Raw genomic sequence first — 15,127 nt, 5'->3', positions numbered from 1 at the left:
TCCTTGCATCTCAGGGGGTGTCGTTGTTCGGGCGGGTCTGTTCGGCGAGGAAACGCTCCAGCTCCGCGCCGAGTTCCTCCGCGGTGGGCAGGGGGCCGTTCTCCGTGGCGAGCAGATTCTTCTCGCCACGACCCCGGGCGTACGCGTCGTACTGCTCCTCCAACGCATGGACCAGGGTGGTGGCCTCGTCGCTCTGCGCGACCTGTCGATCGATCTCCACCCGCACCACCTCGGCGGCCGAGCGCAGCCCGTCGCTGGGCAGCAGCAGCCCGGTGCTGCGCGACACCGACGCCAGCAGCACCTCGGCGGCGGCCGGGTACTCGGCCTGCGCCACATAGTGCGGCACGTGCGCGGCGAAGCCCAGCGCGTCGCGGCCCGCCTCGCCGAGGCGGAACTCCAGCAGGTGGCCCACGCTGCCGGGAACCTGGACCCGTTGCAGCCACGGCTCGTAGCCGGCGATCAGCTCCCGGCGGGTGGCGTGCGCGGTCACGCCGGTCGGCCGGGTGTGTGGCACCGCCATCGGGATCGCGTTGAGCCCGACGGTGAGCCGTACGTCCAACTGGGCGGCGAGCCCGGCGACGGCGGCGGTGAACCGTTCCCACTGCAGGTCGGGCTCAGGCCCGGTGAGCAGCAGGAAGGGGGTCTCGTCGTCGTCGTGGAGCAGGTGCAGCTCCAGCTCCGGGGCGTCGTAGCTCTCCCAGTGGTCCTCGACGAAGGTCATGATCGGGCGGCGGGAGCGGTAGTCGAAGAGCTGGTCCAGATCGAACCGCGCGATCGCGCGGGACTCCAGCGATGTGAGCAGTTGCTCGCGGGCGAGCCGGCTCGCGTTACCGGCGTCGACGAAACCGGTGAGCGCCTGGATCAGGACCGGTTGACCGAGGTCGGGCAGATCGTCGGTGAGTTCGTAGAGCTCGTGTGGGTCGAGCACCGGTGCGGCCTCCCTGCGTGTGCGTAACGGGTCACCGAATCGACGGCATCCCGATCGCCAGAACGTACCTGCCATCCTCGTGCATTCCGGCTGCGGCGGTCCGCCCGGCCCGGTGTCGTCGTGCGATCGGCCGACGGTACGCGGTTGCCGTGGCGGGGTACACATGGATGGGCGCCATCGAAAGGAGAGGTGATGAGCGATCCGGTCCCCGCCGAGGGGCAGCCCGTCACCCCGGCCGCGGCCGTGTCCGACGGCCCGGCCATCGAGGCACCGCCGGTCACCCTCTGGGACCGGATGCGCCAGGATCCGCAGTACGGTCCGGAGCACCTCGCGCTGGAGGCGGTGCGCCGGCTCGGGCCGGAGGCCGCCCGATGGGCACAGCGGACCCGGGCGGCGCAGCCGGAAACCAGCACCGAGGCCCTCGCGGAGCAGGCGGTGCGCCGGTTCGTCAACCAGGCCCGGCTCTCCGGGGCCGTCTCCGGCGCGGCCGGGCTGCCTGGCGCGGTGATCGACGTGGGTGTGCTGGCCTGGACCCAGGCCCGGATGGTGTTGCACGTCGCCGCCGCGTACGGCGTGGATCCGACGCATTCCGACCGCGCGGCCGACCTGCTCGTCCTGCAGAAGGTGCACAAGGTCGCCGAGAGTGCCCGCCTGGCGCTGGGCGTGGCGGCCGGGCGGGAGCGGGCGGGCGCGCTGTTCGGCGGTGGTGGGCAGGCCCCGCTCGGCCGGGTGATGGTGCACCTCGGCATCCGGTTGGCCCGGATGGCGGGCCTGCGCGCGGTGCGGCGGGGTTTCGCCAAGGTGGTGCCCGGGGCGGCGATCATCCTCGGTACGTGGGCGAACTCGTCGGCCACCAAGAACCTCGCCGAGCGGTCCCGGGCGCACTACCGGCAGCACGCCGGCCCTCGGGTTCCGTCGCCACGCCGGCCCGCCGACGACGATGGTCAGTCGGCGTAGCCGGAGGAACGCCAGGTCACCTGGGCGAGGCGGGACTGGCCGGCCGCGTTGGGATGGAAGTAGTCCAACGGGTTGACCAGGTCCAGGTCGAACCGGACCCGGTGCGCCGCGCCGCCGTCGTAGCGGCACCGGGATCCGTACGCCCGGCACGCCGCCGCCAGTTGGCCGTTGTACGCGGCGACCCGCTCCCGGAACGCCACCCGGCGGTTGCGATCAGCGGGCGCGGTCGACGTCGCCTCGGCGAGCAGCGCCGGACACACGCCGCGCCGCCAGGCCCGTACCGCCCGGGGCTCGTCGTGGCCGACCTCCCAGAGCCGGTACAGGTTCGGGATGCTGACGACCAGGACCCGGGCCTTCGGACGCCCCTCGCGCAGCACCCGCAGCCCTCGGTCGATCTCGGCCCGGAACTCGGCCACCGGCGTCATCGCGTCGACCGTGGCGCGGCAGGCGTCGTTGGCGCCGACCAGCACCGTCACGTAGTCGGCGCGGTCACGGACCGCCGCCTCCGCCTGGCCGGCCAGCGCCGCGGCACGCGCCCCCGGCCGGGCGTGGTTGTAGGCCTTGCCGCGCAGCCCGGGGTTGCGGTCGAGCAGCCGCCGGTAGTGGCTGTCGACCCGCAGTCCGTCCCCGGTGGACCAGGAGTTGCGCTCGCACGACGTGAGGACCAGGCAGGACCCGAAGCCGGTGGTGATCGAGTCGCCGAGGGCGGCGACGACGCGGGGGGAGCCGGGCTGGGCCGTTCCGCCCGACGGTCGGGGCGACGCGCCTCCACCCGACTCGCAGGCCAACGCGATCAGAGCGAGCAGACAGACGGCGGCGGTGGTCCAGCGTCCAGGCATGACTTCCCCAGCCTCACAGCGCAGAGCGACAGCACGGTGACTCTACGCGTGTGCGGCTACCCGCGCCAGGGGGCCCGCTGCCCGTGCAGCCACCAGTGCAGCGCCCGGGTGATCCGGGGCAGCACCAGGTAGGTCATCAGCGGGGTCAGGGTGAGCGTCATGACCAGCACCCGCGCCGCCGTCGGCAGGTCCGGCAGGAACTGGCCGGTCAGCAGCGTGGCGGTGAGGCTGAGCGGGAAGAACGCCAGCCAGATCGTCACCGCCTGCTTCCAGCGTGGCGGCGACGGCACCACTGTGGGTGCGGCGTCGAGCCGCTCGACGGCCGCCTCGCGCGGCGGGTCGAACCAGCCCTCGATGCCACTGCGCCGCTCGACCCGGGTGTGCTCGACGATGCCCTGCGCCGACGTGAGCCACCAGAGTCGCTGCGGCGACTCCTCCCAGCGGCGCAGCGTGTCCGGGTCGGCGAAACGGTAGAGCATGTGCCATTCGCCCGATCCGGGGGCGGTGCGTACCCAGCCCGCGCCCAGAAAACCCGGAAACGCCTCGGCCAGCGCGGTGCCGGCCCGCATCCACGCCACCATCTCGTCGGTACGGGCGGGGTCGGCGCGTCGGGCGACGGCGACGGTCACCGGCTCCGCGTGGCTCACGGTCATGCGTCCATGGTCCCCGCCGATACCCGGAAAGGCCGGGTCACACCGGGCCGGTGTAACGCAACGCACGGCCGCTCCACGCCCCGCGAAGGACCCGTGCCGCCCGGGCCCCGGATCGTCGCGGGGAAAGCGGGCGCCGGCGACGGTTAGCTCTGCCGGCGCGGGGTAGGTGGAGGTGATGACGAGATCACAGCCCCGGCGTGCCCGTGGCACGGTCGGCCACGCGTACAGCGCGTTGAACCTGCGCCTCGCGCTGGCCAGCTTCGGGCTCGTCACCATGACCGTCTTCGCGGTGCTGGCCTTCCGGGCCGACGTGGCCTGGTTGGGGGTCGTCTGCGCCGTCTTCGCGGTGGTTGCCGTCGTCGACCTGATCATCATTCAACGTCGTCGCGCCGCCCGCCGCCGGGAGGAGCCCGGTGCGCGGCACTCGCTCTTCGAGTGACGGGAGTAACCCTGATGACCATCGCCACCACCAATCCGGTCAACGGCCAGGTGCTCAAGACGTACGAGGCGATGTCCGACGAGCAGATCGACGATGCGATCGAACGCACCGACCTGGCGTACCGGCAGCTGCGGGGCACCACGATCGAGCAGCGCGGTCGGTGGCTGACCGCGGCGGCCGACCTGCTGGAGGCGGAGCGGGACGAGATCGCCCGGCTGATGACCACTGAGATGGGCAAGACGTTCGCCGCGTCCAGGGCCGAGGTCACCAAGTGCGCCACCGCCTGCCGTTTCTACGCCGCGCACGCCGCCGAGTTCCTCGCCGACCAACCGGCCGACGCCGAGGCGGTCTCGGCCACCCGGGCGTTTGTCCGCTATCAGCCGATCGGACCGGTCCTGGCGGTGATGCCGTGGAACTTCCCGCTCTGGCAGGTCCTGCGCTTCGCCGCGCCGGCCCTGATGGCGGGCAACACCGGCCTGCTCAAGCACGCCTCCAACGTGCCGCAGACAGCACTGCTGCTGGAGAACCTGTTCCGGCGGGCGGGCTTCCCCGAGGGCGCGTTCACCACCCTGCTGGTCGGCTCCGAGGCGGTGGACCGGATCCTGAGCGATTCCCGGGTCCGTGCCGCCACGCTGACCGGCAGCGAGGTCGCCGGCCGGTCGATCGCTCAGATCGCCGGCCGGGAGCTCAAGAAGACGGTGCTGGAACTGGGCGGCAGCGACCCGTTCGTGGTGATGCCCTCCGCCGACGTGGAACTGGCCGCCCAGGTGGCCACCACCGCGCGCTGCCAGAACAACGGTCAGTCCTGCATCGCGGCCAAGCGGTTCATCGTGCACACCGACGTCTACGACGCCTTCGCCGAGGCGTTCGCGCACCGCATGTCGGCGCTGCGGGTGGGTGATCCCATGGACGACGGCACCGACGTCGGGCCGTTGGCCTCCGAGCGGGGTCGCGACGAGGTCGACGCGCAGGTACGTGACGCGGTCGACAAGGGAGCCACGGTGCTCTGCGGCGGGGAGAAGCCGACCGGGGAGGGCTGGTTCTACCCACCGACCGTGGTCACGGATCTGAACCCGGGCATGCGGATGTGGGCGGAGGAGGTGTTCGGGCCAGTCGCCGGGTTGTACCGGGCCTCGTCGTACGAGGAGGCGATCGAGCTGGCCAACGGCACCAGCTTCGGGCTCGGCTCGAACGCCTGGACCCGTGACCCGCAGGAGCAGCAGCGGTTCGCCATCGACCTGGAGGCCGGTGCCGTCTTCATCAACGGCATGACCACGTCCTATCCGGAGCTGCCCTTCGGCGGTGTGAAGAACTCCGGCTACGGGCGGGAACTCTCCGCCCAGGGCATGCACGAGTTCTGCAACGTCAAGACGGTCTGGGTGGGGGAGGGCGCCGCCACGGCCGGTGCGGGCGCCCATTCCGAGTAGCTCGCGGTGTGATCCAGGGCGTTAGGAAGGGGCCCTTCCTATACACGAGGCGTTAACAGGGGGCCCCTGCTTACATCCGTCCTGGTGTGGGTAGTGAAGCGCGGCATGACGGCGATCGCGTTTCACGCTTCCCACGAGCAGATCCACCCGCGTGAGCTGCTGGAGGCGGTGGTCCACGCCGAGCGCGTCGGCTTCGACGCGGCCATGTGCTCCGACCACTTCGCGCCCTGGAGCGAGCGTCAGGGCCACTCCGGGTTCGCCTGGTCCTGGCTGGGGTCGGCGTTGCAGGCCACCGGGCTGTCGTTCGGGGTGGTCAACGCCCCCGGGCAGCGCTACCACCCGGCGATCATCGCGCAGGCGATCGGCACCCTCGCCGCGATGTACCCGGGCCGGTTCTGGGCCGCGCTGGGCTCCGGTGAGGCCGCCAACGAACACATCACCGGCGACGTGTGGCCGCGCAAGGACGTACGCAACGCCCGGCTGCGCGAGTGCGTGGACGTCATCCGGGCGCTGCTGGCCGGCGAGGAGGTCAGCCACGACGGCCTGGTCCGGGTCGACCGGGCGAAGCTGTGGAGTCGGCCGGAGCAGCCGCCGGCGCTGGTCGGTGCCGCGGTCAGCGTCGCCACGGCCCGCTGGTGCGCCGAGTGGGCGGACGGCCTGATCACCGTCAACGCACCCACCGACCATCTACGTCGGATGATCGACGCCTACCGGGAGGCCGGGGGGCGCGGGCCGGTGCACCTGCAGGTGCACCTGAGCTGGGCCCCGGCGCAGGCCGAGGCCGAGGCGATCGCGTACGACCAGTGGCGCAGCAACGTCTTCGCCCCGCCGGTCTGCTGGGACCTGACCACCCCGGAGCACTTCGACGTCGTCTCCGCCGAGGTGCCGATGAGCCGGCTCGCCGAGGTGGTCAACATCTCCGCCGACCTGGGCCGGCACGTGGGCTGGCTGGAGGAGTACGTCGACCTAGGCTTCGACCAGATCGCCCTCCACCACGTCGGCCAGAACCAACTCCCCTTCCTCGACACCTTCGCCGACCAGGTCCTCCCGAAGCTCCGCGCCTGACCCTCCACCGACCGACCCGGTTGATCATGAGGTCAGCGGCACTTTGAAGATCGACAACTCCCGTCAACCTCATGATCAACGTGACGAGGGCGAGCGGGTTGGTCGGTCATGGCCGGCATGCTGCTACACGGGGCCCGCCGGCGCTGCGGGAAGGGTTCCGGCCAGCATGCCGGCGATCCCGCGGTCACCGTCGACCTGGGCCTCGTCTACCTCAGGAAGTCCAGCAGTTGTCGGGCGGTCTCCTCGGGGGCCTCTTCCGGAATGAAGTGCCCGACCGGCACCGGGCCGCCGCGAACGTCGTCAGCCCACTCTCGCCAGATCGTCAGGGGATCGTCGTAGAGCTGGCCGACGGGACCCCGCTGGCTCCAGAGGAAGAGCACGGGGCAGGTGATCTTCCGCTTGCCGCGGTCCGCTTCGTCATGCTGAAAGTCCACCGTCGCGGCCGCCCGGAATTCCTCGCAGATCGCATGGACGGTGGCCGGGTCGCGGAACTTCTCGAGGTAGGCGGCCCGCACCTCGGCCGGAAAGGTGTTCTTCACCTCTGGCCACGTGTCCAGCATGAAGTTGACCAGGACTTCCGGCGCGGCGCCGATGAACTGCTCCGGCACCGGCTCCGGCGCGGCCAGGAAAGACCAGACCCAGTACGCGAGGGTGAATCTGCTGTCGGCGCGCCGCCAGGCGTCGCCGGTCGGAATGACGTCCATCACCGCCAGGCGGCTGACGGCGTCGGGTTCGTCGAGCGCGAGCCGGTAGGCGCAACGTGCCCCGCGGTCGTGGCCGACGACCATGAACTGGTCGTGGCCGAGCGTCCGCATGAGTTCGATCTGGTCGCGAGCCGTCGCCCGCATGCTGTAGGGCTCGTGGTCGACGGTGCTGGGTGGCTTGCCGCTGTCGCCGTAGCCGCGCAGGTCGGTAGCGACGACCGTGTACCGCTCGGCAAGGTCGGGTGCCACCCGGTGCCACATGAGGTGTGTTTCCGGAATGCCGTGAAGGAGAAGCACCGGCGGTCCGCTGCCGCCGCGGCGTCCGTGAATCGTCGCACCCGAGGTGAGAATGTCGAATTCCTCGAATCCGTCGAACACGCCTGATGGCCCCCTTTTCCGGTCCGCCTTTGACGCTATCAGCGGGCTGGGGAGCCGACGTGCCGTTCCGTCGAGGAGGGGCCGGGTGGGGCGCCGGTCGCCGACGGCACCCCACCCGGGGATCAGGACGCGGCGCAGGGCGCGCCGTTGACCGTGATCAGATTGGGGGACGGGTTGGCGAGAGCACCGGTGGTGGCGTTGAAGCCGAACATCACCGAGCCGCCCGGGTTGATCCGGGAGTTGTACGACTCGCTCTTCGCGGTCACCGTGGCCCCGGACTGGGTCACGTTGGCCATCCACGCCTCGCGGACCTTGGCGTCACCGGTGAAGGCGAACCGGGCGGTCCAGCCGTTCACCGCGGTGGTGCCGGTGTTGCGGATGGTCACCTGGGCGGTGAAGCCGGTGCCGCCCTGCCACGAGCCGTAGTTGGTGTACGACACGGCGCAGGTGGGCGCCGGCACCGCCCGGGCGTCGCCCTGGTCGGCCAGGAACGAGGCGATCCAGGCCAGCGCCGAGTTCCAGTTGATCGCCACCTCGTTGGTCGAGTACGAGGCGATGTCGTCGACGAAGCAGAACATCGGTGCGCAGCCCTCCAGCAACTGCTCCACGAACGGGTCCTGGAGGGCGGCGTTGGGGCCACCGGCGATCGAGCCGGCGGGCGGCTTCGGCATGCTCGGGTCGAGCTGGTTGCCGAAGATGCGGCTGTGCTGGTTCTCCGCCGCGTGCTCACCCCACCCGGTGACGTACGAGATGTTCAGCGCGTTGCGGCCGAGGATGTAGTCCATCGTCTGCACCGCGCCGTCGCGGTACTTCGCCTGCCCGGTCAGGTCGAACGCGGTGGCCAGCACGACCGCGTTGTTGATGATGGCGCCGTTGCCGCCCCAGAAGTAGCTGTCCGGGTCCCCGGGCATCGGCAGTCCGTACGCCTGGCGGCGGATCTCGGCGAGGTAGCGGTCGGCGGCGGCGGTGACCGACGCCCGGATCCGGGACACCTCGGCGGCCGGCAGCCCGTTGGGCACGGTCGCCAGGTCGAGGCGGCCCAGCGCGGCCACGCTCTGCCAGCCGAAGCCACGGGGGTCGAAGACGTCGCCGGTGTGGTGCGGCGAGGCGGTCAGGTCCGCCAGGTAGGTGCGTTCGCCGGTGGTCAGGTACAGCTCGACGGCCGCCCAGTAGAACTCGTCGGTGACGTTGGTGTCGTCGTACGGGCCGCCGCCGTTGCCGGTCGACGGGGCGTACCGGGCCGGGTTGGCCTTGGCCGCCGCGTACGCGGTCTTCGCCGAGGCGCCGCACTGCCGGGCGAACGCCGCGTCGTACGGGGCGAACAGCCGGGCGCACTGGGCGGCGACGGCGGCCAGGTTCAGGGTGGCGGCGGTGGACGGCGGGTGCAGCTCCCGGGGCTCCGGGTCGTCCTCGGGCTGCATCGGCAGACCGGTCCAGTTCCGATCGTGGATCTTGTGGTGGGCCATCCCGGCCAGCGGCTTGCCGGCCGGCACCTGCATCCGCATCAGGAACTCCAGCTCCCAGCGGGCCTCGTCGAGGATGTCCGGCACCCCGTTGTCGCGCTCGGGCAGCCGCAGCGTGCCGTCGCCGAGGGCGGCGCCGAAGCCGGCCGTGGCGGCGTTCTTGGTCCGCTCGAAGGTGCTCAGCAACTGGTAGGTGGCGATACCGCCGTTGACCACGTACTTGCCGTGGTCACCCGCGTCGTACCAACCGCCGCGCACGTCGAGCCGGTAGTCGCAGGTCCCGGCGACGCACGGCACGTCGGTGTCGCCCTGGTTCGGCGGAACACCCACGTGTCCGGCCGGGCGGGCGTACTCCTCGCCGACCAGGTCACCATCGATCTCGATGCCGCTGCGCTGGATGTAGAAGAACTGGAGCGCATCCGAACGAAGCTGGTCGTAGAGCGTGCCGGAGATGTCGAACGGGTGGCTGACCTCGCCGTCCACGGCCAGCGTCAACCCCCGACCCGGGGTGCGGTACGACGAGAAGTCGACCGTGTGCACATTCTGCGCCGACGCCTCGTCCACGCCGCGCGGCGTGGTGGTGCCCCGGGCCAGCACGGCCCCGGAGGCGGACCGCAGCTGCCAGGGCAGGGCCTTGGTCGCGTCGGTGACCACGGTGGCGTTCTTCGGCCCACCCGGCAGGTAGCCGACCTGGTTCACCCGGACCCGTGGGCCGGTGTCCGGCACGTACGGCTCGGGCGGGTTGCCGCCGCGCAGCGAGATGTTGTCCAGGCAGACGGTCCGCGGCTCGGCGCTACCGCCGATCTGGAAGATCAGCTGAGCGCGACTGTCGTCGGTAGGGGCGACGAAGGTGCGCTCGACGCGCTGCTGGGTCGGTGTCGCGGCGGCGGTGACCGAGTAGTAGCCGGTGTAGGGCTCGCTGCCGAGTTGCAGCACGGCGGCCACCGGGCCACCGGGGGTGGAGGTGACGTCGAAGCCGAGGGTGTACTCGGCGCCGGCGATCAGCGGCAGCGCGTCGTGGCCGATACCGGCGTCCCAGGGGTTGGCCAGGCCACCGGCCACGCTGGCGCAGAGCTGGCCGTCGACTACGCCGAGGGAGTTGGTGCCGTAGGAAAACCAGGGCGACGAGCCCTCGCTGAAATCACCGTTGCGGATCTGTTCGGGTGCGTCGGCGGGTGGATCGGCGAAAGCGGTGCCGGCGCTAACGCCGACCAGCGCCACGGCGGTCGCTGCGGCGAGCACCGCGAGGCGACGTCGGGATGGCGTCACGGGGGAGTCCTTCCGACGAGCGGGACGGAATATAGGCGTGGTGGGAGGTAGATACCTGGGAGCGCTCCCAGGTATCGGGCATGTTTCCAGGCCAGGCAGGCCGTGTCAATCGATCGCATCCGATGGCGGTCCGTGCTCACCGTCAGTGAGATTCGCCGCGCCACGCCGGGCGGTCCTGATCTCCTAGAGACAACCGAGCCCTTCTCCTGGCAGGCTGCGTGCCATGACCCTGAAGCTGCGTTCCGCCGGGACGAGCGACCGTGGGCTGATCCGCAGCGGAAACCAGGACGCGTTGCACTCCGGCACCTGGCTGGTCGCCGTCGCCGACGGCATGGGCGGCATGGCCGCCGGGGATCTGGCCAGCGCCATCGCCATCGGGGCGGTGGCCCCGCTGGACGTCGAGACGCCCGAGGACGTGCTGGTCGCCGCGTTGCAGAGCGGCATCCAGCTGGCCACCGAGCGGATCCGCCAGGCGGTCGCCGAGGATCCGCAACGGCAGGGGATGGGGACGACGCTGACCGCGCTGCTCTTCGCGCGTACCGGTAGCTGCCTGGCACTGGCCCACGTGGGCGACTCCCGGGCCTACCTGTTCCGCGACGGCGTGCTCAAGCAGATCACCCGGGACGACACCTTCGTGCAGATGCTCGTCGACCAGGGGCTGATCACCCCGGACCAGGCCGGCAGCCATCCCCGCCGGGCCGTGGTCACGCAGGCGTTGCAGGGCGACGAGGTCTCCCCGACGTACGCGACGATGGTGCCCCGGGCCGGGGACCGCTGGCTGCTGTGCAGCGACGGGCTGTCCAACGTCGTACGCGCCGAGACCCTGGCCGAGGTGCTGGCCGGTCAACCGGACCGGGAAGCCTGCGCACGCCGGCTCATCGACCTGGCGTTGCACGCCGGTGGACCGGACAACATCACCGTCGTCGTCGCCGACGTGGTCGACGAGCCGTGACCTGTCAGGAGCGCCGCCCGGCCCGCCGGGTCGGCGTGGCCGTGGTCGGGTCCTCCGGCCAGGGGTGGCGTGGGTAGCGTCCGCGCAGCTCGGCGCGGACCTGTCGGTAGCCGGAGCGCCAGAACGAGGAGAGATCGGCGGTCACCGCCACCGGCCGGCCGGCGGGGGAGAGCAGGTGCAGCAGCACCGGCACCCGGCCGCCGCCGACGCGGGGGGCCTCCGGCCACCCGAAGGTCTCCTGGAGCCGTACCGCGAGAACCGGCGCGGCCGGGTCCGCGTAGTCGACCCGGATCCGGGAACCACTGGGCACCATGATCCGTTCCGGCGCCAGCTCGTCCAGCCGCCCGGCGAGCGGCCACGGCAACAACCGGCGTAGCGCACCGACCACATCGACGCGGGCCAGGTCGGCGCGGCGGCGGGCACCGGCCAGCTCCGGCCCGAGCCAGTGCGTGGCACCCTCCAGCAACGCCTCGTCGGAGACGTCGGGCCACTCGTCACCGAGCGCGTGCCGGCAGAACGCCAGCCGCTCGCGCAGCGTCCTGGCCGCTGGGGTCCAGGTCAACAGGTCGAGCCCGATGCTGCGCAGCCCGGTCAACAGGGCCGCGACCACCTCGTCCCGGTTCGGTCGGGTCAGGGGGCGGTCGGCCAACTCGATGGCGCCCAACCGGACCACCTCCCGGGCCACCACGTCCCCACCCGACCAGCCGATCTCCCGGTCGGTGCCCAGCAGCGAGCCGGCCGCCTCGCGGGCGGTCGCCTCGTCCAGGACGGCGGCGAGGCGGATCCGGGCGGCCGGTGCGCCGGGGGTCCGGTCGGCCACCGCCACGGCCAGCCAGTCGACGCCCGCCAGCGCCGACCCGGGCGTCAGCTCCGCGGCGGTCCCGCCACTCATCAGGTACGCCGAGCCGCCCGGCCGCCGCACCCGGGCCAGCCGTTCCGGGTACGCCAACCCGACCAGCAACCCGGCGGCGAGGTCGTCGGGCAACGCCGCCGCCCGGTCGTCAGTTGGCCGGTGCGGTTCGGTGGGTGGCAGGGCGGCGCGCAGCCGGCGTACCTCCGTGCGCCAGCGGGCGGTGGCGGCCGGGTCGGTGCCGGCGCGCAACCGCCGCCAGACGGCGCCGAGGTCGTCGCCGGAACCGGAGACGGTCTGCTCCGCCAGCAGCCCCACCACCTCCGCGGCACGGTCGGCGCCCACCCGTTCGGCCCCGTCGAGCAGGGCGCGGGCGAGCCGGGGATGCGCGCCGGCGGCGACCACGGCCCGGCCCCGCTCGGTGATCCGTCCGTCCGCGTCGATCGCGCCGAGAGCGGTAAGCGTCTCGGACGCCACCGTCATCGCCCCCGCCGGAGGCGGATCAGGCAGCGCGAGCCCGGTCCCACCCGGGGCACCCCAGGCGGCCAGTTCGAGGGCGAACCCGGTCAGGTCGGCGGTGGCGATCTCCGGTTCCGGCTGCGCGGGCAGCCGCTCGTGCACCGCCGCCGACCAGCAGCGGTAGACCTGGCCGGGAGCCTCCCGACCGGCCCGACCGGCGCGCTGGGTCGCCGCCGCCCGGGACACCGGCACCGTGACCAGCGCGCCCAGCCCTCGGGCCAGGTCCAACCGGGCCACCCGGGACAGTCCCGCGTCCACCACCGTCCGCACGCCCGGCACGGTCAGGCTGCTCTCCGCTACCGCCGTGGCCAGCACCACCCGCCGTCGGTCTCCCACCCGCAGGGCGGCATCCTGTTCGGCGCCGCTCTGCCGGCCGTGCAGGCGGAGCACGTCGACACTGTCGCGCAACTCGGCCAGGCGGCCGGCGACGGCGGCGATCTCACCCACTCCGGGAAGGAAGACCAGCAGGTCGCCATCCTGTTCACGCAGGGCCCGCCGAACGGTGGCCGCGACGTGGTCGAGCAGTCCCCGGTCCACCGGCCCCGGGCCGGGCGGTGGCACCGGTCGGGACGGCGGCGCCCAGATGCGGGCCACCGGATGCAACGCCGACGACGCCCGCACCACCGGCGCCGGTGCCGCGCCGCCCAGCAGGGCGGCGAAGCGATCAGCCTCCGGGGTCGCCGACATGGCCAGCAGCCACAGCTCCGGCCGCAGCGCCGCCCGCGACTCCACGCTGAAGGCGAGCGCGAGGTCCGCGTCGAGGTGTCGCTCATGGATCTCGTCGAGCAGCACCGCGTCGACGCCCGCCAGCTCGGGGTCGTGGTGCAGCCGGCGAACCAGCAGCCCGGTGGTGACCACCTCGACCCGGGTACGCGGTCCGGCCCGCCGCTCACCCCGCACCGCGTAGCCGACCCGGCCGCCGACCGGCTCGCCGAGCAGGGTCGCCATCCGTCGGGCGGCGGCGCGGGCGGCCACCCGGCGGGGCTGGGCGACGATCACCCGCCCGGCCACCGCGTCGGCCACGGCGAGCGGGGCGAGGGTGGTCTTACCGGTGCCCGGCGGGGCAACCAGGACGGCGCTGCCCGCCGAACGCAGCGCCGTCACCAGCGCCGGCAGCACCGGCCGGACCGGCAGGTCGATACGCACGTCGGAGAGCACGGCCCAGTCTCGCACCGCACCCCCGCGCCCCCGAGGTACCGGGGCCCTCGATGTACCGGGGCCCTCTTGGTTGCAGTTAGTAGCCGTACCCGCGGCCGACTACCTACCTCTCTCCTCCCTTTGCTCTGCCTCAACCCACGCAATGACTACTGTCCGCAGTGGTCGGTTCTGCTGAGACGGTTGGCCGCGTGCCAAGAAAGAGCAGGCAGGGGACCTTTGCGTCGGTTGAAGCAGAGCAAAGGATGGATTCGGGGATGTCGAGGGGTGAGAGGTGCCGTCACGGAACGCAACCCGTGGCTGTCGGCTGCCTCGGTCACAGCTGGTGACAGGCGAACTGCTCCGGTCAGCCTGTTCAGCAGGCTGGTCGGGCCCAGCGTCGGATCATCGTCGGGTCATCGTCGGATCATCGCCAAGGCCGGACGTCGGCGACGAAGGCGTTCCAGGCCGGTGCCGCGAAGGTCAGCACGGGTCCCTGGCGATCCTTGCTGTCGCGCACCGCGACCCGACCGTCGATGGTGGCCACCTCGACGCAGTTGCCGTTGCCCACACTGCGCGTGCTGGTGCGCCACTTCGCCCGGGACAGGTCGAGCGCGGTCATCGCGATCCCTTCGTCGATACCGAGAGTGATCGCGACGCAGCGATCACGTAAAGTAGCGAGAAGCTTCCTTCAGGCGGATCAGGGACGCCGCTGGATCAAGGGCCAGCCGGCGCAGCCTCTCGTGTACCAGGCTATACGAGCGCACCTGCGCGGCCTCTTCCAGTGCCAGGCCCGTGGAGAGATTTTCCAGGTAGACGACGGCCGCGTCGGCCGCGTCGGCGAACGTGAGCAGCACGTAGGGCGAGTTCATCGCCGGGTGTCCACCCGCGTCGAAGGGGAGCACCTGAATGGTTACATTGGGTAGCTGAGCGATGGTCTCAAGGTGGGTCATCTGCTGCGCCATGACGGACCGATCGATTACGGGACGTAGCAGTACCGCCTCGTTCAGCACCACCGACAACTCGGCCGGGTCGTCGCCGCGCAGCACGTCCTGCCGCCGTAACCGGGCGGCCACCTTACGATCCAGATCCTCCTCGCCGGCGGTCAGCCGGTAGACCTCCCGGGCGTACGCCTCGGTCTGCAACAGGCCGGGCACCGCCTCGGCCTCGTACGTGCGCAGGGTGGCGGCCTCGGCCTCCAGCCCCACATAGAACTCGAACCACTCCGGGAGCACGTCGCTGTAGTGCTGCCACCAGCCGCGCTGCTGGGCACCCCGGGCGATCTCGATGAGCGCCTCGGCGTCGTTGCCGGTCACCTGGTACAGGGCCAGGGCGGCCCGGACGTCCCGGGGCTTGATGCCGATCTGGGCGTTCTCGATGCGCGACAGGTTGCTCTTCGACATGTCCAGCTGTCGGGCGGCGACATCCAGGGTCATTCCGGCGCGCTCGCGCAACTGGCGCAGTTCCCGGGCGATACGGCGGCGGCGGACGGTGGGGCTTGCGGTCACCCTCCGAGTCTGTCACGGGAAAAGGCGCAGGTCGCATCACCA

At 71.9% G+C, this 15,127-nt stretch carries 13 protein-coding genes; 5 read left to right on the top strand and 8 right to left on the bottom strand.

What is annotated here, in order from left to right:
* Positions 1–10 precede the first annotated feature (10 nt).
* Positions 11–928, bottom strand: coding sequence for a proteasome assembly chaperone family protein (locus tag SM447_RS08180; RefSeq protein WP_474572125.1), 918 nt, complete (start codon positions 926–928; stop codon positions 11–13).
* A 192-nt stretch (positions 929–1,120) separates the two neighbouring features.
* Between SM447_RS08180 and SM447_RS08175 the strand changes: the two genes are divergently transcribed.
* Positions 1,121–1,885 carry an EcsC family protein gene (locus SM447_RS08175; RefSeq protein WP_474572124.1) on the top strand — a complete coding sequence of 255 codons (765 nt, stop codon included), beginning with the start codon at positions 1,121–1,123 and terminating at the stop codon, positions 1,883–1,885.
* Here the strand turns inward: SM447_RS08175 and SM447_RS08170 are convergent.
* Complete coding sequence (locus SM447_RS08170) at positions 1,873–2,724, bottom strand: GDSL-type esterase/lipase family protein (RefSeq protein ID WP_474572123.1); 852 nt, start codon at positions 2,722–2,724, stop codon at positions 1,873–1,875. The two genes, SM447_RS08175 and SM447_RS08170, sit on opposite strands and share 13 nt — an antisense overlap.
* Before the next feature lie 56 nt (positions 2,725–2,780).
* On the bottom strand, positions 2,781–3,377 hold the full coding sequence (locus SM447_RS08165; RefSeq protein ID WP_474572122.1) for an antibiotic biosynthesis monooxygenase: 597 nt from the start codon (positions 3,375–3,377) through the stop codon (positions 2,781–2,783).
* A 175-nt stretch (positions 3,378–3,552) separates the two neighbouring features.
* Between SM447_RS08165 and SM447_RS08160 the strand changes: the two genes are divergently transcribed.
* From SM447_RS08160 to SM447_RS08150, 3 genes are all read left to right on the top strand, one after another.
* Positions 3,553–3,816 carry a DUF6343 family protein gene (locus tag SM447_RS08160; protein WP_210935265.1) on the top strand — a complete coding sequence of 88 codons (264 nt, stop codon included), beginning with the start codon at positions 3,553–3,555 and terminating at the stop codon, positions 3,814–3,816.
* Positions 3,817–3,830: 14 nt separating this feature from the next.
* Entirely contained in the window at positions 3,831–5,243 is a 1,413-nt protein-coding gene (locus SM447_RS08155) for an NADP-dependent succinic semialdehyde dehydrogenase (protein WP_474572121.1), read from the top strand.
* Positions 5,244–5,348: 105 nt separating this feature from the next.
* Positions 5,349–6,308 (top strand): TIGR03885 family FMN-dependent LLM class oxidoreductase, encoded by a 960-nt coding sequence (locus SM447_RS08150; protein ID WP_474572120.1) that lies wholly within the window; start codon positions 5,349–5,351, stop codon positions 6,306–6,308.
* 206 nt (positions 6,309–6,514) lie between these two features.
* Here the strand turns inward: SM447_RS08150 and SM447_RS08145 are convergent, their stop codons facing one another.
* Both SM447_RS08145 and SM447_RS08140 read right to left on the bottom strand, forming a co-directional pair.
* Complete coding sequence (locus SM447_RS08145; protein ID WP_474572119.1) at positions 6,515–7,390, bottom strand: alpha/beta fold hydrolase; 876 nt, start codon at positions 7,388–7,390, stop codon at positions 6,515–6,517.
* Between the two features lie 122 nt (positions 7,391–7,512).
* The gene (locus SM447_RS08140) at positions 7,513–10,122 is read right to left on the bottom strand and encodes a glycoside hydrolase family 9 protein (RefSeq protein ID WP_474572118.1); all 2,610 of its coding nucleotides are present in this window, start codon (positions 10,120–10,122) and stop codon (positions 7,513–7,515) included.
* 223 nt (positions 10,123–10,345) lie between these two features.
* On the opposite strand from SM447_RS08140, the gene SM447_RS08135 reads away from it, so the two are divergent.
* A complete protein-coding gene (locus SM447_RS08135; protein ID WP_474572117.1) occupies positions 10,346–11,074 on the top strand; it encodes a PP2C family protein-serine/threonine phosphatase in 729 nt (242 codons plus the stop codon).
* A 4-nt stretch (positions 11,075–11,078) separates the two neighbouring features.
* On the opposite strand, the gene hrpB is transcribed toward SM447_RS08135, so the two are convergent.
* The 3 genes from hrpB to SM447_RS08120 all read right to left on the bottom strand — a co-directional run bounded on the left by hrpB (position 11,079) and on the right by SM447_RS08120 (position 15,085).
* Positions 11,079–13,601: an ATP-dependent helicase HrpB gene (gene hrpB, locus SM447_RS08130; RefSeq protein WP_474572372.1), complete on the bottom strand. Its 2,523-nt coding sequence runs from the start codon at positions 13,599–13,601 to the stop codon at positions 11,079–11,081.
* 403 nt (positions 13,602–14,004) lie between these two features.
* The gene (locus SM447_RS08125; protein ID WP_474572116.1) at positions 14,005–14,199 is read right to left on the bottom strand and encodes a DUF397 domain-containing protein; all 195 of its coding nucleotides are present in this window, start codon (positions 14,197–14,199) and stop codon (positions 14,005–14,007) included.
* A 43-nt stretch (positions 14,200–14,242) separates the two neighbouring features.
* A complete protein-coding gene (locus SM447_RS08120) occupies positions 14,243–15,085 on the bottom strand; it encodes a helix-turn-helix domain-containing protein (RefSeq protein ID WP_474572115.1) in 843 nt (280 codons plus the stop codon).
* Positions 15,086–15,127: the final 42 nt, after the last annotated feature.

It is taken from the genome of Micromonospora aridisoli, assembly GCF_056150025.1.
Note: the sequence above shows the minus strand (reverse complement) of the source record. Positions and strands in the feature narration are given on the sequence as shown.